The sequence below is a fragment of the Streptomyces sp. NPDC052225 genome, assembly GCF_040679615.1.
Lineage (GTDB): Bacteria > Actinomycetota > Actinomycetes > Streptomycetales > Streptomycetaceae > Streptomyces.
In genome coordinates this window covers 46820-68724 of sequence record NZ_JBFAVD010000033.1, presented here as the reverse complement: position 1 = coordinate 68724, position 21905 = coordinate 46820, and the positions used below count along the sequence as shown (strand labels likewise).

At 69.8% G+C, this 21905-nt stretch carries 19 protein-coding genes; 9 read left to right on the top strand and 10 right to left on the bottom strand.

Annotation, left to right across the window (positions count from 1 at the left end):
- Window positions 1-350: 350 nt before the first annotated feature.
- The 3 genes from AB0L37_RS33630 to thyX all read right to left on the bottom strand — a co-directional run bounded on the left by AB0L37_RS33630 (window position 351) and on the right by thyX (window position 4017).
- Window positions 351-2036, bottom strand: a complete 1686-nt coding sequence (locus AB0L37_RS33630; protein WP_365514235.1) for a ribonuclease J — start codon at window positions 2034-2036, stop codon at window positions 351-353.
- Between the two features lie 140 nt (window positions 2037-2176).
- Entirely contained in the window at window positions 2177-3076 is a 900-nt protein-coding gene (dapA, locus tag AB0L37_RS33625) for a 4-hydroxy-tetrahydrodipicolinate synthase (RefSeq protein WP_365514233.1), read from the bottom strand.
- A 200-nt stretch (window positions 3077-3276) separates the two neighbouring features.
- Window positions 3277-4017: an FAD-dependent thymidylate synthase gene (thyX, locus tag AB0L37_RS33620; protein WP_365514230.1), complete on the bottom strand. Its 741-nt coding sequence runs from the start codon at window positions 4015-4017 to the stop codon at window positions 3277-3279.
- Between the two features lie 213 nt (window positions 4018-4230).
- Here thyX and AB0L37_RS33615 point away from each other — a divergent pair, with 213 nt between their 5' ends.
- Complete coding sequence (locus AB0L37_RS33615) at window positions 4231-4470, top strand: hypothetical protein (RefSeq protein ID WP_365514227.1); 240 nt, start codon at window positions 4231-4233, stop codon at window positions 4468-4470.
- 106 nt (window positions 4471-4576) lie between these two features.
- Window positions 4577-5131 carry a hypothetical protein gene (locus AB0L37_RS33610; RefSeq protein WP_365514224.1) on the top strand — a complete coding sequence of 185 codons (555 nt, stop codon included), beginning with the start codon at window positions 4577-4579 and terminating at the stop codon, window positions 5129-5131.
- Window positions 5132-5194: 63 nt separating this feature from the next.
- Here AB0L37_RS33610 and AB0L37_RS33605 read toward each other — a convergent pair whose 3' ends face one another.
- The 6 genes from AB0L37_RS33605 to eccD all read right to left on the bottom strand — a co-directional run bounded on the left by AB0L37_RS33605 (window position 5195) and on the right by eccD (window position 12328).
- Window positions 5195-5647 carry a hypothetical protein gene (locus tag AB0L37_RS33605; RefSeq protein WP_365514221.1) on the bottom strand — a complete coding sequence of 151 codons (453 nt, stop codon included), beginning with the start codon at window positions 5645-5647 and terminating at the stop codon, window positions 5195-5197.
- 9 nt (window positions 5648-5656) lie between these two features.
- Window positions 5657-6412, bottom strand: a complete 756-nt coding sequence (gene dapB / locus AB0L37_RS33600; RefSeq protein WP_365514218.1) for a 4-hydroxy-tetrahydrodipicolinate reductase — start codon at window positions 6410-6412, stop codon at window positions 5657-5659.
- A 33-nt stretch (window positions 6413-6445) separates the two neighbouring features.
- Window positions 6446-7822, bottom strand: coding sequence for a pitrilysin family protein (locus AB0L37_RS33595; protein WP_365514215.1), 1377 nt, complete (start codon window positions 7820-7822; stop codon window positions 6446-6448).
- Window positions 7819-10035: a polyribonucleotide nucleotidyltransferase gene (locus tag AB0L37_RS33590; RefSeq protein WP_365514212.1), complete on the bottom strand. Its 2217-nt coding sequence runs from the start codon at window positions 10033-10035 to the stop codon at window positions 7819-7821. The genes AB0L37_RS33595 and AB0L37_RS33590 overlap by 4 nt, the downstream gene beginning before the upstream one ends.
- A 296-nt stretch (window positions 10036-10331) precedes the next feature.
- Entirely contained in the window at window positions 10332-10619 is a 288-nt protein-coding gene (gene rpsO, locus AB0L37_RS33585; protein WP_338701189.1) for a 30S ribosomal protein S15, read from the bottom strand.
- A gap of 179 nt (window positions 10620-10798) precedes the next feature.
- Complete coding sequence (gene eccD / locus AB0L37_RS33580; RefSeq protein WP_365514209.1) at window positions 10799-12328, bottom strand: type VII secretion integral membrane protein EccD; 1530 nt, start codon at window positions 12326-12328, stop codon at window positions 10799-10801.
- Between the two features lie 317 nt (window positions 12329-12645).
- Between eccD and eccCa the strand changes: the two genes are divergently transcribed.
- Window positions 12646-16614 (top strand): type VII secretion protein EccCa, encoded by a 3969-nt coding sequence (eccCa, locus tag AB0L37_RS33575; protein WP_365514206.1) that lies wholly within the window; start codon window positions 12646-12648, stop codon window positions 16612-16614.
- A gap of 84 nt (window positions 16615-16698) precedes the next feature.
- Here eccCa and AB0L37_RS33570 read toward each other — a convergent pair whose 3' ends face one another.
- Window positions 16699-16899 (bottom strand): hypothetical protein, encoded by a 201-nt coding sequence (locus AB0L37_RS33570; protein WP_365514203.1) that lies wholly within the window; start codon window positions 16897-16899, stop codon window positions 16699-16701.
- 169 nt (window positions 16900-17068) lie between these two features.
- Here AB0L37_RS33570 and AB0L37_RS33565 point away from each other — a divergent pair, with 169 nt between their 5' ends.
- The 6 genes from AB0L37_RS33565 to AB0L37_RS33540 all read left to right on the top strand — a co-directional run bounded on the left by AB0L37_RS33565 (window position 17069) and on the right by AB0L37_RS33540 (window position 21868).
- Window positions 17069-17368: a DUF397 domain-containing protein gene (locus AB0L37_RS33565; RefSeq protein WP_365514200.1), complete on the top strand. Its 300-nt coding sequence runs from the start codon at window positions 17069-17071 to the stop codon at window positions 17366-17368.
- A 191-nt stretch (window positions 17369-17559) separates the two neighbouring features.
- Window positions 17560-18333, top strand: coding sequence for a GntR family transcriptional regulator (locus AB0L37_RS33560; RefSeq protein ID WP_365514197.1), 774 nt, complete (start codon window positions 17560-17562; stop codon window positions 18331-18333).
- Window positions 18334-18413: 80 nt separating this feature from the next.
- The gene (locus AB0L37_RS33555) at window positions 18414-19508 is read left to right on the top strand and encodes an adenosine deaminase (protein ID WP_365514193.1); all 1095 of its coding nucleotides are present in this window, start codon (window positions 18414-18416) and stop codon (window positions 19506-19508) included.
- A gap of 139 nt (window positions 19509-19647) precedes the next feature.
- Entirely contained in the window at window positions 19648-19896 is a 249-nt protein-coding gene (locus AB0L37_RS33550; protein WP_365514190.1) for a chaplin, read from the top strand.
- A gap of 241 nt (window positions 19897-20137) precedes the next feature.
- Window positions 20138-21220 carry a cellulase family glycosylhydrolase gene (locus AB0L37_RS33545; RefSeq protein WP_365514188.1) on the top strand — a complete coding sequence of 361 codons (1083 nt, stop codon included), beginning with the start codon at window positions 20138-20140 and terminating at the stop codon, window positions 21218-21220.
- A 111-nt stretch (window positions 21221-21331) separates the two neighbouring features.
- The gene (locus AB0L37_RS33540) at window positions 21332-21868 is read left to right on the top strand and encodes a GNAT family protein (protein WP_365514185.1); all 537 of its coding nucleotides are present in this window, start codon (window positions 21332-21334) and stop codon (window positions 21866-21868) included.
- Window positions 21869-21905 lie beyond the last annotated feature (37 nt).

Here is a 21905-nt window from a genome sequence, read left to right as displayed (position 1 = left end):
TTGGCACGCTGTTGAGTTCTCAAGGAACGGACGCTTCCTTTGTACTCACCCTCTCGGGCTTTCCTCCGGGCGCTTCCCTTCGGTCTTGCGTTTCCGACTCTATCAGATCTTTCCGATCCGATTTCCTCGGGGTTTTGCTCCGCTTTCCAGGAATTCCGCTTTCGCGGTTTCCTTTCCGGCGGCTCCGACTTTATCAGAGATTCTGAGTCGGAATTTCCCGCCCTCGGCGGGGAGTTGGTCCGTGCACGTGAGTGCTCCGGTTTCCCCTCGGGCGGAGACGTAAACGTACTGGAGCGGGGCGCCTCGATGCAAATCGAGGCGCCCCGCTCCTTACGTGCTGCCGACGTGCGTCAGACCTCGACGACGACGGGGAGGATCATCGGGCGTCGGCGGTACGTGTCCGAGACCCACTTGCCCAGCGTGCGGCGGATGAGCTGCTGCATCTGGTGAGGCTCGACCACGCCGTCCTGGGCCGACTTCTCCAGGACGTCCTGGATCTTCGGGATGACGGCGCTGAACGCCGAGTCCTCGATGCCGGAACCACGGGCCTGGACCGTCGGGCCGCTGGTGATCTTTCCGGTGCTGGAGTCCATCACCACGAAGACCGAGATGATGCCCTCGTCCCCGAGGATCTTGCGGTCCTTCAGCGCCGGCTCGCCGACGTCGCCGACGGAGAGACCGTCCACGTAGACATAACCGGCCTGGACCTTGCCGACGATCTTGGCCTTGCCCTCGACGAGGTCGACGACGACGCCGTCCTCGGCGATCACGATGCGGTCGTGCGGGACGCCGGTGAGGGCGCCGAGCTCGGCGTTGGCGCGCAGGTGGCGCCATTCGCCGTGGACCGGCATCAGGTTCTTGGGCTTGCAGATGTTGTAGAAGTACAGGAGCTCGCCCGCGGACGCGTGGCCCGAGACGTGCACCTTGGCGTTGCCCTTGTGGACCACGTTGGCGCCCCAGCGGGTCAGGCCGTTGATCACGCGGTACACCGCGTTCTCGTTGCCGGGGATCAGGGACGACGCCAGGATCACGGTGTCGCCGGAGACGATCCGGATCTGGTGGTCGCGGTTGGCCATGCGCGACAGCGCGGCCATCGGTTCGCCCTGCGAGCCGGTGCAGACCAGGACGACCTCGCTGTCCGGGAGGTCGTCGAGCGTCTTGACGTCCACGACGAGGCCGGCGGGGACCCGCAGGTAGCCGAGGTCGCGGGCGATGCCCATGTTGCGGACCATCGAGCGGCCGACGAAGGCGACCCGGCGGCCGTACTCGTGCGCGGCGTCCAGGATCTGCTGGATGCGGTGCACGTGGCTGGCGAAGGACGCGACGATGATGCGCTTCTGGGCGCTGGCGAAGACGCCACGGATCACGTTCGAGATGTCACGCTCGGGCGGGACGAAGCCCGGGACCTCGGCGTTCGTCGAGTCGGAGAGGAGCAGGTCCATGCCCTCCTCGCCGAGCCGCGCGAAGGTCGGCAGGTCCGTGAGGCGGCGGTCCAGCGGAAGCTGGTCCATCTTGAAGTCGCCGGTGTGGACCACCATGCCGGCCGGGGTGCGGATGGCGACGGCCAGCGCGTCCGGGATGGAGTGGTTGACCGCGACGAACTCGCAGTCGAAGGGGCCCAGGCGCTCGCGGTCGCCCTCGGTCACCTCAAGCGTGTACGGGCGGATGCGGTGTTCCTGGAGCTTCGCCTCGATCAGCGCGAGGGTCAGCTTGGAGCCGATCAGCGGGATGTCCGGCTTCTCGCGGAGGAGGTACGGCACACCCCCGATGTGGTCCTCGTGACCGTGCGTCAGGACGATGCCCTCGATGTCGTCGAGGCGGTCCCTGATGGACGTGAAGTCCGGCAGGATCAGGTCGATTCCGGGCTGCTCCTCCTCGGGGAAGAGCACTCCGCAGTCGACGATCAGCAGACGGCCGTCGAATTCGAAGACGGTCATGTTGCGGCCGATCTCGCCGAGGCCGCCGAGCGGGGTGACCCGCAGGCCGCCCTTCGGGAGCTTCGGAGGGGCGCCGAGTTCAGGATGCGGATGACTCAAAAGACTCTCCTCACCACACACGCCACGTACCTGTAGGCACGTGGCGCGCGTGACGTTCGTGCAGTAGCAGTTGTTGTTTTGGTGGTGCTCAGGTCTTGCTGTTCTGTTGATTCAGTTGTGGAGCTTTGCCAAGTCTGTTGTCAGAGCTGTACCCCGCCGGCGGCAAGATCGATCTTGAGCTGCGCGGTTTCGTCCGCGGTCAGTTCGACGAGCGGCAGGCGCAGGGGTCCGGCCGGGAGGCCCTGGAGGGCGAGTGCGGCCTTGGTGGTGATGACGCCCTGGGTGCGGAACATGCCCGTGAACACGGGGAGCAGCTTCTGGTGGATCTCTGTCGCCTTGTGTACGTCTCCGGAGACGTACGCGTCGAGCATGGCGCGCAGTTCGGGCGCGACCACATGGCCGACGACCGAGACGAAGCCGCAGGCGCCGACCGACAGAAGGGGGAGGTTGAGCATGTCGTCGCCGGAGTACCAGGCGAGGCCGGAGCGGGCGATGGCCCAGCTGGCGCGGCCGAGGTCGCCCTTGGCGTCCTTGTTCGCGACGATCCGGGGGTGCTCGGCGAGCCGGACGATCGTCTCGGTGTTGATCGGTACGCCGCTGCGGCCGGGGATGTCGTACAGCATCACCGGCAGCTCGGTCGCGTCCGCGATCGCCGTGAAGTGGCGGAGCAGGCCCTCCTGCGGGGGCTTGTTGTAGTACGGCGTCACCGTGAGCAGGCCGTGGGCGCCCGCCTCCTGGGCGGTGCGGGCGAGCTCGATGCTGTGGCGCGTGTCGTTCGTGCCGACGCCGGCGACGACGTGGGCGCGGTCGCCGACCGCTTCCACGATGGCTCGTACGAGATCCGCTTTCTCCGCGTCACTGGTGGTCGGTGACTCGCCGGTGGTGCCGTTGACGATCAGGCCGTCGTTGCCTGCGTCCACCAGGTGGGCGGCGAGCCGCTGCGCGCCGTCGAGGTCGAGTGCGCCGTCCGCCGTGAAGGGCGTGACCATGGCGGTGAGGACCCTCCCGAAGGGGGTCTGCGGAGTCGAGGTCGGAGCCATGGGTAACACGCTACTCGCTGCTCAGTACCGGGTCCCCCCTCGGGGGATACGACGAGTCATGACAAAGGAGGAGCCCGGCACTGCCTGCTCGGGGGTTCAAGCAGTGCCGGGTCCGTTTGATCAGGCTAGATGAACTTCCCGAAATGCCGCAATACGGACACTTCGGTCGACTCATCCGTACATCTGTGCCGTAGCCGGAACTACGGCGCCACGCGACCGTTGGCGTTGAACGCGGCGTACGTGAGCGGCATGAGCTTGGCCCACTCCGCCTCCATCTGCTCGCCGACCATCTCGATCTCGCGCTGCGGGAAGGACGGGACCTTCGCCATCTCGTGCTGGGTGCGCAGGCCGAGGAAGTGCATCAGCGAGCGTGCGTTGCACGTCGCGTACATCGACGAGAAGAGGCCGACCGGGAGCACGGCGCGGGCCACTTCGCGGGCCACGCCCGCGGCCAGCATCTCCTGGTACGCCTCGTAGGCCTGGCGGTAGGAGTCCTCCATGCAACGGGCCGTCAGCTCCTGCTGGGCCTGGGTGCCTTCGACGAACTCGTACTTGCCCGGACGGCCCTGCTGCACCAGCTTGCGGGCGGCGTCGGGGACGTAGAAGACCGGCTCGAGCTCCCTGTAGCGGCCCGATTCCTCGTTGTACGACCAGCCCACGCGGTGACGCATGAACTCGCGGAAGACGAAGATCGGCGCGCTGATGAGGAAGGTCATCGAGTTGTGCTCGAAGGGGCTGCCGTGGCGGTCGCGCATCAGGTAGTTGATGAGCCCCTTGGAGCGGGCGGGGTCCTTGGACAGCTCGTCCAAGGACTGCTCGCCTACGGTGGAGACACGGGCCGCGAACAGCACGTCGGTGTCGCTCGCGGTGTGCTTGACGAGCTCCACCGAGACGTCGCCTCGGAACGTCGGCTTGAGGTCTTCAGCAGGGGTTTCGGTCACGGCTTGGGGGGTCCTTCCCATCACGTCGCTCGGGCGGCGCCCACTCTACGGGCCGCCACTGACAACGGGGCATTCGGCCGCTTCTCGCGACGTTCCCTGGCGAAGACGAAAAACTTCTGTGTTTTTGGGTGAAAGGTGGCACCTTTTGGGGCAGTCGAGCGTCTGTGTAGATGAACACACTTCGTTCGAACCCCTTGAGGAGAAGCACCGCCCATGTTTCGTCGGCGCGAGCCCGTACCGTTCGCCTTCATCGCCGAAGCCGACAAGTTCCGCAGTAACGTCACACCGCCCGAGCGCGAGCGCCCCTCCGTGGGGCAGATAGCCGGTCGCACCCTCGTGGGGCTGACCGTGGTCGCCGGGCTCGTGGGTTCCCTGCTGTTCGGGATGCCGGCACTTTCGGCAGACCAGTCACCCGCGCACACCCAGCAGTCCGAAGCCTCCGACGGGCGTTGACCGGGATCTGACTCGTCCGGACCCCCTGGGGTGGAAGGCCGGAGCGCGCCTGGGTAGCCTCACCGGGCACAGCCCCCATGCAGCATGGATCGAGTGAGGACCAGTCGTGCCCCTGCCCTTCCTGACGGCCGACCGTGCTTTTGACGAGGCCGCGGACACCGCGCTGCCGTTCGACGACCGCGATCAGTGGCGCCGCCCCTACCGCCCGGGCCCGTACCGGGTGGGCGCGGCCGCGCTGCTGCTTCTGCTGGCGTCCTACGTGCTGTTCGCCTCGGTGATCATCGCGGTCGCCGGTGACACGGCCTCCGCGACGGTCTGCGGCGTGCTCGCGGTGTTCGTCATCGCGGCGGCGCTGCGCCTGCTGCGGATGGGCACCTGGGTGAGCGCGCGCGGACTGCGTCATGTCGGCTTCTTCCAGACCCGTACGACGCCCTGGGCGCAGGTCGTGACCGCGCGCACGGTGCAGCAGCCGGTGCGCTGGCTCGGGCTGCCCCGCGCCGTCCAGGGGCAGGCCCTGGTCCTCGTACGGCGTGACCGGCAGGGTGATCAGCTGACGCTGCTCACCAGCCACAACGGAGACTTCCTCGGCCGGGCCACCGCGTTCGACCGGGCCTCGGACGCGATCGAGGTGTGGACCGAGGAGTACAGCCCGCAGCGCTGACACCTGCTCAGCACGAAGGGGCCGCACCGACGTCGCGTCGGTGCGGCCCCTTCGTCGTACGGGTCAGATGCCCGCCGGGCGTCCTTCGTGGAGGGCGATCGCGCGCTGCATCGCCTTCCGCGCGCGGGGCGTGTCCCGCGCGTCCCGGTAGGCGACCGCGAGGCGGAACCAGCAGCGCCAGTCGCCCGGGGTGTCCTCGGTCTCGGCCTTGCGCCGGGCGAAGATCTCGTCGGCCGAGTCGCGGTCGATCCGGCCGTGCTCGTCACGGCGCAGCTCATCGACGGGGAGTCCGCCCTCGGCGTCCAGGAGTTCGGCCAGGCGGTTGGCCTTGCGGACGAACTGGGTGTTCGCCCACAGGAACCACACTCCGATCACCGGCAGGATCAGCACCGCGATCCCGAAGGTGATGGTCAGCGCGGTGCCCTGCTGGAGGAGCATGATGCCGCGGTCGCCGGCCAGGACGAAGTAGACGACCAGGACGGCGGCCGTGACGGCGTAGGTGATTTTGGCGCGCATCGCAGCAGGTCAGCCGTTCAGGTCGAGGAAGTGTTCCAGGCCGAAGGTGAGGCCGGGGGTCGTCGTGACCTTGCGGGCGCCGAGCAGGATGCCCGGCATGAAGCTGCTGTGGTGCAGCGAGTCGTGGCGGATGGTCAGCGTCTCGCCCTCGCCGCCGAGCAGCACCTCCTGGTGGGCCAGGAGGCCGCGCAGGCGGACCGAGTGCACCGGGATGCCGTCGACGTCCGCGCCGCGGGCGCCGTCGAGCGCCGTCGCCGTCGCGTCCGGCTGCGGCGCGCTGCCCGCCTTCTCGCGGGCGGCGGCGATGAGCTGCGCCGTGCGGGCGGCGGTGCCCGAGGGGGCGTCGACCTTCTTCGGGTGGTGCAGCTCGATGACCTCGACAGACTCGAAGTACGGGGCCGCCACCTCGGCGAACTTCATGGTGAGGACCGCGCCGATGGAGAAGTTGGGCGCGATCAGGACGCCGGTCTGCGGGGAGGCCGCCAGCCACTGCTCGAGCTGCGCGAGACGGTCCTCCGTCCAGCCGGTCGTGCCGACGACCGCGTGGATGCCGTGGCCCGTGCAGAACTCCAGGTTCTCCATCACCGAGTCGGGCGTGGTCAGTTCGACCGCGACCTGGGCGCCGGACTCGACGAGCGTGTCCAGCTTGTCGCCGCGGCCGAGGGCGGCGACCAGCTCCATGTCCTCGGCGGCCTCGACGGCCCGTACGGCCTCGGAACCGATGCGGCCCCTGGCTCCGAGGACGGCCACGCGCAGCTTGCTCATGTTCTCCCTGATCCTTACGTGCGTACTGAAGGGTTACGCGACCGCTTCGTGCAGGCGCGAGGCCTGCTTGTCCTTGAGCGGGCCGATGACCGACAGGGACGGGCGCTGTCCCAGGATGTCGCGTGCGACGGCGCGCACCTCGTCCGGGGTCACCGCGGTGATGCGCTCGAGCATGTCGTCGACCGACATCTGCTCGCCCCAGCACAGCTCGCTCTTGCCGATGCGGTTCATGAGCGCGCCGGTGTCCTCCAGGCCGAGGACCGTGGAGCCCTTGAGCTGGCCGACGGCGCGGGCGATCTCGTCGTCCGTGAGGCCGTCGCGCGCGACCTGGTCGAGCTCGTCGCGGCAGATCTTCAGGACGTCGTGCACCTGGCTCGGGCGGCAGCCCGCGTACACGCCGAACAGGCCGCAGTCGGCGAAGCCCGAGGTGTACGAGTACACGCTGTAGGCCAGGCCGCGCTTCTCGCGGACCTCCTGGAAGAGGCGGGAGGACATGCCTCCGCCGAGTGCCGTGTTGAGCACGCCCATGGCCCAGCGGCGCTCGTCGGTGCGGGACAGGCCCGGCATGCCGAGGATGACGTGGGCCTGCTCGGTCTTGCGGTCGATGACCTCCATGCGGCCCGCGGCGCGCAGGGCCTTCAGGCCGCCGCGGGGACCGACGGGGGCCGCGACGGCGCTCAGGGCGCCCGACTTCTCGAAGGCGGCGCGGACCTGGCGTACGACCGTGTTGTGGTCGACGTTGCCGGCCGCGGCGACGACGAGGTGGGTCGGGTCGTAGTGCTTCTTGTAGAAGCGCGAGATCTGACCGCGGGTCAGCGAGTTGATCGTGTCGACCGTGCCGAGGACCGGGCGGCCCAGCGGGGTGTCGCCGAGCATCGTGTGCGCGAACAGGTCGTGCACGCAGTCGCCCGGGTCGTCCTCGGTCATCGCGATCTCTTCGAGGATCACGCCGCGCTCCGCGTCGACGTCCTCCTCCTCGATGAGGGAGCCCGTGAGCATGTCGCAGACGACGTCTATGGCGAGCGGCAGGTCGGTGTCGAGCACGCGCGCGTAGTAGCACGTGTACTCCTTCGCCGTGAAGGCGTTCATCTCGCCGCCCACCGCGTCGAGCGCGGCGGAGATGTCGAGGGCGCTGCGCTTCTTGGTGCCCTTGAAGAGGAGGTGCTCCAGGTAGTGCGTCGCCCCGTTCAGCGTCGGGGTCTCGTCGCGCGAGCCCACGTGCGCCCAGATGCCGAAGGTGGCCGAGCGGACGGAGGGGAGGGTCTCGGTGACGATGCGCAGGCCGCTAGGGAGCGTGGTCCTGCGGACCGTACCGATGCCGTTCTCGCCCTTGATCAGGGTTTGGGTACGGGCGACGGCCCGCGCCTCCGAGGAGGTGCGGGCCGTCGCCTTGGTGCTACGGGACGTCACTTGTCGGTGTCGTCCTTCGTGTCGTCGCCCTCTTCGCCCTCGATCACGGGGATCAGGGAGAGCTTGCCGCGGGAGTCGATCTCGGCGATCTCGACCTGGACCTTCTGGCCCACGCCGACGACGTCCTCGACGTTCTCCACGCGCTTGCCGCCGGCGAGCTTGCGGATCTGCGAGATGTGCAGCAGACCGTCCTTGCCCGGCATGAGCGAGACGAACGCGCCGAAGGTCGTCGTCTTCACGACGGTGCCCAGGTAGCGCTCGCCGACCTCCGGCATGGTCGGGTTGGCGATGCCGTTGATCGTGGCGCGGGCGGCCTCGGCCTGCGAGCCCTGCGCGGCACCGATGTAGATGGTGCCGTCGTCCTCGATCGTGATGTCGGCGCCGGTGTCCTCCTGGATCTGGTTGATCATCTTGCCCTTGGGGCCGATGACCTCACCGATCTTGTCCACGGGGATCTTGACGGTGATGATCCGCGGGGCGTTCGGGGACATCTCGTCCGGGACGTCGATCGCTTCCATCATCACGTCGAGGATGTGGAGGCGGGCGTCACGGGCCTGCTTGAGGGCGGCGGCCAGGACGGAGGCCGGGATGCCGTCGAGCTTCGTGTCGAGCTGGAGCGCCGTCACGAACTCCTTGGTGCCGGCGACCTTGAAGTCCATGTCACCGAAGGCGTCCTCGGCACCGAGGATGTCGGTGAGGGCGACGTAGTGCGTCTCGCCCTTGATCTCCTGGGAGATCAGGCCCATGGCGATACCGGCGACGGGGGCCTTCAGCGGCACACCGGCGTTCAGCAGCGACATGGTGGAGGCGCAGACCGAGCCCATGGACGTCGAGCCGTTGGAGCCCAGCGCCTCGGAGACCTGGCGGATCGCGTAGGGGAACTCCTCGCGCGTCGGGAGGACCGGCACGATCGCGCGCTCGGCGAGCGCGCCGTGGCCGATCTCGCGGCGCTTCGGGGAGCCGACGCGGCCCGTCTCACCGACGGAGTACGGCGGGAAGTTGTAGTTGTGCATGTAGCGCTTGCGGGTCACCGGGGAGAGGGTGTCCAGCTGCTGCTCCATGCGCAGCATGTTCAGCGTGGTGACGCCCAGGATCTGGGTCTCGCCGCGCTCGAACAGGGCGGAGCCGTGCACGCGCGGGATGGCCTCGACCTCGGCGGCCAGGGTGCGGATGTCGGTGACACCGCGGCCGTCGATGCGCTTCTTCTCCTTGATGACGCGCTCGCGGACCAGGGACTTGGTCAGCGAACGGTACGCGGCGGAGATCTCCTTCTCGCGGCCCTCGAACTGCGGGAGCAGCTTCTCGGCGGCCAGACCCTTGACGCGGTCCAGCTCGGCCTCGCGGTCCTGCTTGCCCGGGATGGTCAGGGCGGCGGAGAGCTCGGACTTGACCGCGGCGGTCAGGGCCTCGAGCACGTCGTCCTGGTAGTCCAGGAAGATCGGGAACTCGGCGGTCGGCTTGGCGGCCTTCGCGGCGAGGTCCGACTGGGCCTTGCAGAGGACCTTGATGAAGGGCTTCGCGGCGTCGAGACCGGCGGCGACGACCTCCTCGGTCGGCGCCTCGGCGCCGCCCTGGACCAGCTGGATGGTCTTCTCGGTGGCCTCGGCCTCGACCATCATGATCGCGACGTCGCCGTCCTCCAGGACGCGACCGGCGACGACCATGTCGAAGACGGCGTCCTCGAGCTCGGTGTGCGTCGGGAACGCGACCCACTGGCCGTTGATCAGCGCGACGCGGACGCCGCCGACCGGGCCGGAGAAGGGCAGACCGGCCAGCTGCGTCGACGCGGACGCGGCGTTGATCGCCACGACGTCGTACAGGTGGTCGGGGTTGAGCGCCATGATCGTGGCGACGACCTGGATCTCGTTGCGCAGGCCCTTCTTGAAGGACGGGCGCAGCGGGCGGTCGATGAGGCGGCAGGTGAGGATCGCGTCCTCGGAGGGCCGGCCCTCACGGCGGAAGAAGCTGCCGGGGATCTTGCCGGCGGCGTACATCCGCTCCTCGACGTCCACCGTCAGGGGGAAGAAGTCGAGGTTGTCCTTGGGGTTCTTCGAGGCCGAGGTGGCCGAGAGCACCATGGTGTCGTCGTCGAGGTAGGCGACGGCGGAGCCGGCGGCCTGGCGGGCCAGACGGCCCGTCTCGAAGCGGATGGTGCGGGTGCCGAAGGAGCCGTTGTCAATGACGGCCTCGGCGTAGTGGGTCTCGTTCTCCACTAGCGTTTTCTCCGTTACTTTCGTCTGTTTCGTCTTTTGTCCGGAGCTGCCCGTGTGGCAGTCGGACGGAACGGAGAAGCGCGCTGGGTGCGGGCCGGTCTTCGATCGAAGCACCCGGGGATCCTCTTGCGTCTCCGGGGGCCACTACCGAGGACCGGCGGCGGCGCGAGTGCGCTTCTCCTCGTACTCGTACGTCGTACGCGTACGCCACCAGACTACAAAGCCTGTGTGACAGTGCGCACGTACAGCAAAAGGAGCGGCCCCCTCAAGTGGGAACCGCTCCCCTTCATGCCGTCTTAGCGGGCGCCGGCCGCACCGCGGCGGATGCCGAGGCGCTCGACCAGGACACGGAAGCGCGCGATGTCCTTCTTGGCCAGGTACTGCAGCAGGCGGCGACGCTGGCCGACCAGGATCAGCAGACCACGACGCGAGTGGTGGTCGTGCTTGTGCGTCTTGAGGTGCTCGGTCAGGTCCGAGATACGGCGGGAGAGCATGGCGACCTGGACCTCGGGGGAGCCGGTGTCGCCCTCCTTCTGGCCGAACTCGGCGATGATCTGCTTCTTCGTAGCGGCGTCGAGAGACACGCGTACTCCTCGTAGATTCTTCGTGGCCACCGAGTGCCCCTGGTCTCAATCTCAGGGGATCTTCCGTAACTCGGGAGGCGGGGCTCGCTGGGCGCTGTCCCCAGGTAAACCCGGAGGCGCGTACACACACGGCCGTCACACAGCGTACCAGCCGTCGGCCACGCCCCCGACCGGACCCCTCAGCTGGTCATCGCACGGGCCGACGCGTAGACGTCGAAGACGGCGAGGGCCAGCGGGATCAGGGTGAGCAGGACGAACGTCTCGGCGATCTCCAGGAAGCGGCCCCAGAACGGGGTGACGCCGCGCCGCGGGGTGATCAGGCCGATCGCGGCGACCAGTGCGGTGGCCGCGCCGATGGCGGCGACGATCCAGACCGTACGGATGTCGAGCGCGGTGGTGTCCTGCTTCAGGGCGTCCGTCACGTAGTCGAGCGGCGGGTGCAGCGCGAGACCGAGGCCCAGGAAGACGAGGGCGGCGAGGCCCGCGGCGAGCGTGGCGCCTACTTGTGCCGTGTAGCGGAACAGGTGGGCGCGCATCAGCATCGCGATGCCGGTGGCCAGGGCGAGCAGCTGTCCCCATACGTTGCTGGAGAAGCCGAGCACGATCGAGGCGCCCACGGAGACCAGGGCGCAGCCGCCGACGAGGCCGACGAGCAGCTCGTGGCCGCGGCGGGCCTGGGCGGCGACGCGCTCGGCGTCGACGGCCTCGTGCGGGTCGGCCGGGGCGGCGGTCGTCTCGTAACCCGCGCGCGCGGGGTTGGGCGGTTCGAAGCCGATGGGCAGCCGCGCGAAGCGCATGGACAGGCCCGGCAGGAAGGCGAGCGCGCTGACCGCGAGCGGGGCGCAGATGGCGGCCGTCTCGATGGGCTTCAGGTGCGTGAGGATCGCGATGAAGGTCGTGATCAGGCCGATCAGGGACGCGAGGACGAACGCCACGAAGGGGCCGTCACCGCCCGGCGACACCAGGGTGAGCACGACGGAGGCGACCAGGACGGCCGCGCAGGCGAGCAGGAACTGGAGGCGGCCGATGCCCTGCCCCTCGGAGAGGGGCAGCAGGCCGGAGCCCGCCACCGCGACGTTCGGCAGGGCGCCGAGGCCGAGGGCGACGGCCGAGCCGCGGTCGTCGTAGACCCGCGCGCGAACGCACGCGAGAGTGATCAGGAGGATGCCGGCGACGGCGGCGAGGATGCCCTGGAGGCTGTGCATGTCGTGCCGGATGCGCACCGTCGTGTACTGGGAGTTCCAGGTCACGAAGGCGATCAGGGCGGGCAGCACGCCGGCGGCGACGAGGCCGGCCGCGCGCGTGAGGTCACCGCTCCACAGGGTGCGGTCCTTCGTGACGGCGGAGGCCACCGCCTCGGAGACGTCGTCGAAGACGGCGGGCGGCAGCGACTCGGAGAACGGGCGCAGCGTGAGCAGCTCGCCGTCCAGGATGCGCTGCGCCGCGAACGAGCGGGCGCTGTCGAGGACCGTGCCGTCGCGCCGTACGAGGTGGTAGCCGACGGGCGCGCCCTCGGCCGGGCTCTGCCGGGAGAGCCGCAGGATCTCGGGGTACAGGTCGGCGACCGGTACGTCGTCGGGCAGGGCCACGTCGATACGGCTGTCGGGCGCCACGATCGTGACGCGGCAGAAACCGAGGCCGGTGCCCGCTCCTGCGGGGGCTCCGGTGCCCGATCCGCCGGCGCGGCCGGCCGGCGCGGAGGCCGTCATGCTCACCTGCTGTTCCCCCTTGTTCCCGAAGGCTCTGGCCCGAAGGCTCTGTAGAGATCCTGTGTACGTTGAGCCGCGTGCTCCGCGACGCCGGTCACACGCGCTGTTCCGCCGGGAGTTCGGGGGAGGCGCACGTTCCGAACCGTGCGGATTGCCCGGTTTTCCCGGGCGGATTCGCAACTGCTCACGCGTACCTCCGGCACCCTACCGCCCGCCGTTGTCCGTAGTTGTCAGTAGGATCGCGAACCGCGATCGACGTCCGCCTGACACGGGGCGGCGGACGGAAAAGCTCGGTCCGGCAAGGGAATTGGTGCTAAGTGAGCCACATCGTCGTCAAGCGCCCGCCTCGGGCACTGCCGTCCGAGGTGCCCACGGAAGAGGTGGTGCTGCAACCGCCGCCGGAGCTTCCGCGCGGGCAGCAAGAGGGCGCCCTGATGCAGATCCTGCCCATGCTGGGCATGGGCGGTTCCGTGGTGTTCTTCTTCAACCCGCAGGCCCAGCCCTTCATGAAGATCATGGGCATGGTGATGGTGGCGTCCACGATCGCGATGGGCATCGCGATGCTGGTCCGCTACCGCCGCGGCAACCAAGGACAGATGGCGGACATGCGCCGCGACTACCTGCGCTATCTGTCGCAGACCCGGCGCGAGGCCCTGGGCACAGCGAAGAAGCAGCGGGACGCTCAGTACTACCTGCACCCTTCGCCCGAGCAACTGTGGGCGCTGGTCGCCGAAGGCAGCCGCGTCTGGGAGCGGCGCACCGGTGACGAGGACTTCGGGCAGGTGCGGGTGGGCCTCGGTCCGCAGGGTCTGGCCACTCCCCTGGTGCCGCCGCAGACCGCCCCGGTCGACGAGCTGGAGCCGCTGACCGCCGGCGCCATGCAGCGCTTCCTCGCCACGCACAGCACCCTCGAAGAGCTGCCGATGGCGGTGTCGCTGCGCGCCTTCTACCACGTGTCCGTGAGCGGGGAGCCGACGACCGTGCGCGGCTCCGCCCGCGCGCTGGCCGCCTCCCTCGCCTCCCTGCACTCCCCCGAGGACCTCGTCATCGCGGTCGCCACGGGGCGCGAGTCGGCGCACGAGTGGGAGTGGACCAAGTGGCTCCCCCACACGCAGGCGCAGGGCGCCACGGACGGCGCGGGCACCCGCCGCCTGATCGCGACGAACCCGATGGAGCTCGAAGACCTGCTCGCCGCGCGCCTCGAAGGCCGGCCGCGCTTCCACCCCGGGGGCGCCCCGGTCCCCGAGCAGCCGCACCTGGTGGTCGTCCTCGACGGGGTCTCCCTGCCGCCCACGTCCCTGCTCGCCAGCCCCGAAGGCCTCCAGGGCGTGACGGTCCTCGAAGTCGTCCCCGGCGACCTGGCCGCGGGCCGCGGTGATCTCTCCGTCGTCGTGCACCCGAAGGTGCTGCGCCTGGAGTCGGCGCACGGCATGGTCTACGAGGGCACGCCGGACGTCCTCTCCTACGAGGGTGCCGAGGCGCTCGCGCGGCAGCTCGCTCCGCTGCGCATGGCGACGGGCGGCGACAGCGACGACGAGCCGCTGCTCGCGAACCTAGAGTTCACCGACCTGATGAACCTGGGCGACGCGGCGAGCGTCGACACCAAGCGGACCTGGCGTCCGCGCTCGCAGGCCGAGCGTCTTCGGGTGCCGATCGGTGTCGGCGACGACGGCCGGCCCGTCATGCTCGACCTGAAGGAAGCCGCCCAGGAGGGCATGGGCCCGCACGGTCTGTGCGTCGGCGCCACCGGTTCCGGCAAGTCGGAGCTGCTGCGCACGCTCGTGCTCGGTCTCGCGGTGACGCACTCCTCCGAGACGCTGAACTTCGTGCTCGCGGACTTCAAGGGCGGTGCGACGTTCGCGGGCATGGCACAGATGCCGCACGTCGCGGCCGTGATCACGAACCTCGCGGACGACCTCACGCTCGTCGACCGTATGGGTGACTCCATCCGCGGTGAGCTCAACCGCCGCCAGGAGATGCTCCGCGACGCGGGCAACTACGCGAACATCCACGACTACGAGAAGGCGCGCGCGGCCGGTGCCCCGCTCCAGCCGATCCCGTCACTCGTCCTGGTGATCGACGAGTTCTCCGAGCTGTTGACGGCGAAGCCGGACTTCATCGAGATGTTCGTGCAGATCGGCCGCATCGGCCGGTCGCTCGGTGTGCATCTGCTGCTCGCCTCGCAGCGTCTGGAGGAGGGCCGGCTGCGCGGCCTGGAGACGTACCTCTCCTACCGGATCGGTCTGCGGACCTTCTCGGCCGCCGAGTCGCGGGCGGCGCTCGGCGTCCCGGACGCGTACGAGCTGCCGAACGTGCCGGGTTCCGGCTTCCTCAAGTACGGCACGGACGAGATGGTGCGCTTCAAGGCGGCGTACGTCTCCGGCGTGTACCGGACGGGTTCGTCGGCGCAGGTCACGACGCCCGGTGGGCCGCTCCCGGTGGACCGGCGCCCGGTGTTGTTCACCGCCGCCGAGGTTCCGGTGCAGTACGCGCCGGTGCCGCAGCAGCGCGAGGAGACCGCGCGCGACGACAAGGACGACGCGCTCGCCGACACGGTGCTCGACGTGATCGTGCGGCGCCTGGAGGCGCAGGGTCCCGCGGCGCACCAGGTGTGGCTGCCGCCGCTGGACAGCCCGCCGTCGCTCGACTCGCTGCTGCCCGGTCTCGCCCCCGTGCAGGGCCGCGGTCTGACGCAGCCCGGGTACGAGGGCGCGGGACGCCTCGTCATCCCCGTAGGACTTGTCGACAAGCCGTACGAGCAGCGGCGTGATCCGCTGTGGGTCGACTTCGGCGGCGCGGCCGGTCACATGCAGATCCTCGGTGGTCCGCAGTCCGGCAAGTCGACGCTGCTGCGCTCGATGATCGCGTCGTTCGCGCTGACGCACACGCCGCAGGAAGTGCAGTTCTACGGACTCGACTTCGGTGGCGGCGGTATGGCGGCGATCGCCGGTCTGCCGCATGTAGGCGGGGTGGCGTCGCGTCTCGACCCCGAGAAGGTGCGGCGTACGGCGGCCGAGGTCTACGGCGTCCTGACGCGGCGCGAGGAGTACTTCCGTACCGCGGGCATCGCCTCGATCGCCGACTTCCGCAACCGCCGCGCGCGGGGCGACATCTCGATGACCGACCAGCCGTGGGGCGACGTGTTCCTGGTCATCGACGGCTGGGGCAACTTCCGCAGCGACTACGAGGCGCTGGAGCCGCTCGTCCTGGACATCGCCGCGCGCGGTCTGGGTTACGGCGTCCACGTGATCCTGACGGCGTCGCGGTCCATGGAGGTCCGGGCGAACATGAAGGACCACCTCATGAACCGCCTGGAGCTGCGGCTCGGCGACACGATGGACTCCGAGTTCGACCGCAAGGTCGCGGCCAACGTGCCGACGGGCGTGCCCGGTCGTGGTCAGACACCGCAGAAGCAGCACTTCATGGCGGCGGTGCCGCGGATCGACGGTCTGTCGTCGGACACGGATCTGGCGGAGGCGACGAGCGCGCTGACCGCCGAGGTGACCCGGCACTGGACCGCGCCGGGCGCCCCCGCGGTGCGGCTGCTGCCGCGCGAGTTCCCCGCGAAGCAGCTGCCGCCGGGCGACCGTTTCCCGGAGCGGGGCATCGCCTTCGCGCTGGACGAGGACAACCTCGAGCCGGTGTTCGTCGACTTCGATCAGGACCCGTTCTTCCTGATCTTCGGCGAGAGCGAGTCCGGCAAGTCGAACCTGCTGAAGCTGCTCATCCGGCAGCTCACGCAGCGCTACAGCGGCGACAGCTGCAAGCTGTTCGTGGTCGACAACCGCCGCTCGCTGCTCGACGTGACGCCGAAGTCGCACCTGGCCGAGTACATCCCGATGTCGAACCAGATGCAGCACCACATGGACGCGCTCGCGGACCTGATGCAGCGGCGCACCCCGACCGCGGAGGTCACGGCCCAGCAGTTGCGCGACCGCAGTTGGTGGCGCGGCCCGACGGTGTACGTCGTCATCGACGACTACGACCTGGTGTCGACGTCGAGCGGGAACCCGCTGTCCGGTCTGACGGAGCTGCTGCCGTTCGCCCGTGACGTGGGCGTGCGCTTCATCATCGCGCGCTCCACGGCCGGTGCGGGGCGCGCCGGTTACGAGGCCTTCATGCAGCGCATCAAGGAACTCGGCGCGCAGGGCGTGCTGTTGGCGGGTGACCCGGCCGAGGGCGACCTCCTGGGCGGGCTGAGGCCGCGGCCGATGCCGGCCGGGCGCGGCACGTTCGTGTCCCGCAAGCGGGGCAAGCCGCTGGTCCAGATCGGCCTGGAGGACTAGAGCCTGTCAGGTACGTGTACGTGGGAGGGCCCGGACCGTGTCATCGGTCCGGGCCCTCCCACGTGGCTGCCAACTGGTGTGCGCTCAGCCGCGGTTCTGCCGTCGGCGGTCGTACACGACGAGGCAGATGATCAGGATCACGAGGACGGTGACCAGGGGCCAGACCCACCACGGCCCGGCGCCGCCACCGCCGGAGCCCGAGTGGGAGGAGTAGTGGTGGTGGTAGCCGCCACCACGTCCCGCGACGATGTCCGTGTGCAGTGCGTGGAGTGCCTCGAAGGTCATGGGCACGACAGTATCGGCGGGCCGCCGTGCGCCGTCCGGCCGCGCGGCATGCGTAGCAGATGCGTGGGCCTGCCGTGACGCATCTGTGGCATATCCGCCCCGGCGGCCCCCGGCCGCCAAGTAGGCTGATCGCTCTGTTCGTTCGCACCTCGGAAGGGGCCCGTACACCATGGCCGACGCTCAGGAGACCCCCGAAGAGATCAAGGCCCGCAAAGAGCGCGAGCGGGACGAGCTCTACGCGCTCGACATCTCCGGCGTCGAGTGGCACAGCGCGCCCGGCACGGAGAAGGACGAGGAGCGGGTCGAGATCGCGTATCTGCCGGCCGGGGCCGTGGCGATGCGGTCGTCGCTCGACCCGGAGACCGTGCTGCGGTACACGGAGGCGGAGTGGACGGCGTTCGTGCTGGGGGCGCGGGACGGCGAGTTCGACCTGGAGCCTGCGCCGCACAACGGCGGGCTCGACGCGTAGCGCTGGGCCTTGTGGACGCGTAACCCTCGGCCTTGTCGCGCAGTTCGGCCTCATCCCCGTAGGCCCTCACCACCTTGATCTTTGCGGTCTCGGGTCCTGTCCTGGGTCCTGCCCTGGGCCCTCTCTTGTGCCGCATCTCGGGCTTGTTGTCTGACAAGTGCTCGCGGGTCGGCAAGTGGCCTGACAGACTGATGCGCACAGGCACAGTTACACGCGCACGTCGAGGAGGGGCCGTGAAAGGCAGCGAGCAGCGCCGTCCCGTGGTGGTGCTCTACGAGCGGATCGTGGACGCCGTGCACGCGGGCACCTATCCGCCGGGCTCCGTCCTGCCCTCCGAGCCGAAGCTCGCCGCCGAGCTGGGGGTCAGCCGTCCCGCCCTGCGGGAGGCGCTGCTCCTGTTGCAGGAGGACGGGCTGCTCACGGTGCGCCGGGGCGTCGGCCGGACGGTGGCCGCGAGCCCGCCGCGCCGGGGGTTCGAGCGGCTGCGCCCGCTGGAGGAGCTGCTCGGCCCGTCGCGGGTGGACCCGCTGGTGCGGGCGATGGAGGAGCCGACCGACTTCACGACGCAGCAGCTGCTCACCCCGGCCACGGCCGAACTCGCCTTCTGGGAATCGGTGTTGACGGGCGAGGGCCCCTCGGCCGCGCACAGCCAGGAGTGGGCGGCGCCGGCCGACGTACTCGCCGACGTCCACCCCGCGTTCGCCGAGGCGCTGGCCGCACAGCCGTCGGGCGTCACGATGCTCAACTGCCTGCTCGGCGTCTCGCGCGGCCTCCCGCTGGCCGGGCACAGCGCGCTGTCCGCCACGCTCCTTGGCCGTCGCCGCGGGGATCAGCTCGGCCGCCCCGCGGACACGGCGGCGCTGCTGGCCATCCAGTCGGTGCGGGTGGGGGACGTGCCGGTGCTCGCCGCCAAGTACACGCTGCCCACGGGGACGCCGGCGCTGCCGGTGGTGCAGTCCCTGTAAAAGCGGGGGCGTGTGACCTCGTGCACTCCCCCGAGGTCGGCCCTGTCGCCGCCGCACCCGCTCCCGTACACTCTCGCCGCATGCACTTGTCTGACAACATCACCGTCGCCGACTGGATCCGTCGCGCCCCCAAGGTCGCCCTCCACGATCACCTGGACGGCGGGCTGCGCCCCGCGACGATCATCGAGCTGGCCCGCGAGTCCGGTTACGCGGGGCTGCCCTCCCAGGACCCGGCCGAGCTGGCCGCCTGGTTCCGCGACGCCGCCGACTCCGGTTCGCTGGAGCGGTACCTCACCACGTTCGCCCACACCTGCGCGGTGATGCAGACCAAGGAGCAGCTGCACCGGGTCGCCGCCGAGTGCGCCGAGGACCTGGCCGCCGACGGCATCGTCTACGCCGAGGTGCGCTACGCCCCCGAGCAGCACCAGGAGCGCGGCCTGACCCTGGACGAGGTCGTGGACGCCGTCAACGAGGGCTTCCGGGAGGGCGAGCGGCGGGCCGGCGGCCGGATCACCGTACGGGCGCTGCTCACCGGGATGCGTCACACGGACCGTTCCACCGAGATCGCCGAACTGACCATCGCCCACCGGGACAAGGGCGTGGCCGGCTTCGACATCGCGGGCGGCGAGATCGGCAACCCGCCGGCCCGGCACCTCGCGGCGTTCCAGCTCCTGAAGCAGGCCAACTGCCACTACACGATCCACGCCGGCGAGGCCGTCGGCCCCGAGTCGGTGCACGAGGCCCTCCAGGTCTGCGCCACCGAGCGCCTCGGCCACGGCGTACGCGTCATCGAGGACGTCACCTTCGCCCCCGACGGCACCGCGACGCTCGGCGCCCTGGCCGCGTACGTCCGCGACAACCGCGTCCCGCTGGAGGTCTGCCCGACCTCGAACCTGCAGACCGGCATCGCCGACGGCTACAAGTCACACCCCATCGACGACCTGCGCAGGCTCGGCTTCACGATCACGCTCAACACCGACAACCGCACGGTCTCGGGCACCACGTTGTCGGCCGAGTTCCAGCACCTGCACGAGGCGTTCGGTTACGGCCCGGAGGTCCTGTACGACTTCACGCGGGCCGCCGTCGAAGCCGCGTTCCTGCCCCTTCCGGAGCGGATCCGGCTCATGGACGAGGTCATCGACCCGGCGTACGACGAGCTCGCCGGGCGCGTCTGAACCGCGCCCCGCGTCAACGGCCGGCTCAACTCGCCGCTCCCCGGGATGGTTTGGCGGATGAACCGGTCCGCGGTGTGGCAGGTCTGTCGGCGAACGGGCGGGCATGTGGACGCCGCCCGCAGTCGACGGGAGCAGCACCATGAAGATCCGTACCGCGGTCGTCTCGGCCTTCCTCGTGGCCGGCGCAGTGTTCGGCAGCGCGGGGGCGGCCATCGCCCATGACGGCGGCGGCGCCACGGCCACGGGCGCCGCGGTCGGCTCCCCCGGCGTCCTGTCGGGCAACGTCGTCCAGGTCCCGATCAGCATCCCGGTGAACGTCTGCGGCAACAGCATCAACGTCATCGGGCTGCTCAACCCGGCCGTGGGCAACACCTGTATCAACGGCTGACGCCGGGTTCCTGCGCGGAAGGCGCCGCTCTCGTATCTCGTACGAGGGGGGCGCCTTTCGCGTTGCGCGGGTCGCGGGTCGCCGTCCACCAGTCCTCTCAACTCCGGTGCGTGCGGGACACCTTGACGCCCGTGGGGCGTGATGCCACGATTCCGGCGCCGCGATGTTTACGTAAACATCGCGGCCCGAGCCGCGACACACGAACCACCCACCGGCGCCAGCAGCCGCGAAAGGCGATCCCATGCCCACGACACCCGCCCGCTCGTCCCGCGTCCGCGCGGCCCGCATACCCGCGGGCCTCGCGGCGGCGGCGCTCACCCTGCTCTGCGCCACGACCGCGTCCGCCGCGCCCGCACCCACGGGGCAGGTCGGCAAGGACACCAGCCAGTTCAAGGGCGTCAACTGGGCTGATCCGCGCGACAACTTCGCCGACGACGAGCTCCGGCTCTCCGGCCTGTCGACGACCGACAGCTACTCCCGTACGTACGCGAAGTCGACGCGCATCATCGCGGCGTTCCGCGCCAACCTGGGCGCCAACACGGTCCGTCTCCCCATCAACCCGTACACGGTGAACGGCAGTTACTGGAAGTCGTACCGCGCGGTGATCGACGCGGCGTCCGACCAGGGCTTCAAGGTGATCGTGTCCTACTGGGAGGGGACGGGCGCGCAGAAGGACGGCTTCATCGACGACGCGTCCGCGTACTGGCCCATGTGGAACACGGTCGTGAACGCGTACAAGCACGACTCCCACGTCTACTTCGAGCCGATGAACGAACCGCACGGCTACACGGAGACGGAGTGGGCCGACATCGCGGCGAAGTGGCTGGACACGTACGCGACCGTGCCCCGCAACCGCGTCTTCGTCAGCGGCGCGGGCTACAACGACCACGTCACGTCCGTCTGCGCCGACCCGCGGCTCGCGGGCACGTATCTCTCGCTCCACCACTACGGCTTCTGGAAGTCCTACGCCACGTACGACGAGTGGAAGTCCGACCTCAAGGAGCGCATCGGGGACTGCGCGGGCCGTACGGTCGCGGACGAGTTCGGCGCGCCGATGACGACGGGGCTGAACTACGACGTCCCGGCCCCGAACGCCGACGCCACCTCCGACAACAACTTCATCAACTACGTCCAGGCCGTCACGGACACGTTCCGCGAACTGAAGATGGGCTCGGTGTACTGGCCCGGGCTGCGCACGGACGACACGTACTCGATCCAGGAGCTGACGGGTCCGGTGAACCATCCGTGGCTGGCGACGACGAATCGGTCGGGGGCGGATCGGTTGGCGTGGGGGTGGGGGCGCGGGTCGGCAGTGGGAAGCTGATCAGATCTGGCCTGACCAGACGTGACCGACCCGACCTGGCCAGACCCGACCTGACCTCACCTGACCTCACCTGACCTGACCTGACCCGACCGTGTCCGGAGGAGCCCTTCCGTGGAGATCTCGCTACGTGACGTACAGGACGCCGACCTGCCCGTCTTCTTCGCCCAGATGAACGAGCGGGAGGGGATCAGGATGGCGGCGTTCACGGCCGCGGACCCCACGGACCGGGCTTCCTTCGAGGCCCACTGGGCGCGGATCCGCCGGGATCCGTCGGTTGTCGCGCGCACGGTCGTCGGGCACACGGTCGTCGGGCGCACGGCCGTCGGGCAGGACGGCGAGATCCTCGGCCACGCCTCCGTGTACGGGCCGCGCGGGGAACGCGAGGTCACGTACTGGATCGGGCGACAGTACTGGGGCCGCGGCGCCGCGACGGCCGCGCTGCGCGCGCTGCTCGTCCTCGTGCCCGAGCGTCCGCTGCATGCGCGGGCCGCGGCGGACAATGCCGGATCGATGCGGGTGCTTGAGAGGTGCGGGTTCGTGGCCACGGGGCGGGAGCGGGACTTCGCGAACGGGCGGGGTGAGGAGGTCGAGGAGGTGCTCTTCGCCTTGGCCGGCGCCGGTGGTGCTCCTACCGCGCAGGACGCGTAAGCCGCTTGAGCCACGCAAGCCGCGTAGGGCGCGTAGG

Bases quoted from the DNA above. Each gene is read 5' to 3' on its own strand.
- dapA (WP_365514233.1), bottom strand. From the start codon at position 3,076: ATGGCTCCGACCTCGACTCCGCAGACCCCCTTCGGGAGGGTCCTCACC.
- AB0L37_RS33615 (WP_365514227.1), top strand. From the start codon at position 4,231: ATGTTTCGTCGGCGCGAGCCCGTACCGTTCGCCTTCATCGCCGAAGCC.
- AB0L37_RS33605 (WP_365514221.1), bottom strand. From the start codon at position 5,647: ATGCGCGCCAAAATCACCTACGCCGTCACGGCCGCCGTCCTGGTCGTC.
- dapB (WP_365514218.1), bottom strand. From the start codon at position 6,412: ATGAGCAAGCTGCGCGTGGCCGTCCTCGGAGCCAGGGGCCGCATCGGT.
- eccD (WP_365514209.1), bottom strand. From the start codon at position 12,328: ATGACGGCCTCCGCGCCGGCCGGCCGCGCCGGCGGATCGGGCACCGGA.
- AB0L37_RS33570 (WP_365514203.1), bottom strand. From the start codon at position 16,899: ATGACCTTCGAGGCACTCCACGCACTGCACACGGACATCGTCGCGGGA.
- AB0L37_RS33565 (WP_365514200.1), top strand. From the start codon at position 17,069: ATGGCCGACGCTCAGGAGACCCCCGAAGAGATCAAGGCCCGCAAAGAG.
- AB0L37_RS33560 (WP_365514197.1), top strand. From the start codon at position 17,560: ATGCGCACAGGCACAGTTACACGCGCACGTCGAGGAGGGGCCGTGAAA.
- AB0L37_RS33555 (WP_365514193.1), top strand. From the start codon at position 18,414: ATGCACTTGTCTGACAACATCACCGTCGCCGACTGGATCCGTCGCGCC.
- AB0L37_RS33550 (WP_365514190.1), top strand. From the start codon at position 19,648: ATGAAGATCCGTACCGCGGTCGTCTCGGCCTTCCTCGTGGCCGGCGCA.
- AB0L37_RS33545 (WP_365514188.1), top strand. From the start codon at position 20,138: ATGCCCACGACACCCGCCCGCTCGTCCCGCGTCCGCGCGGCCCGCATA.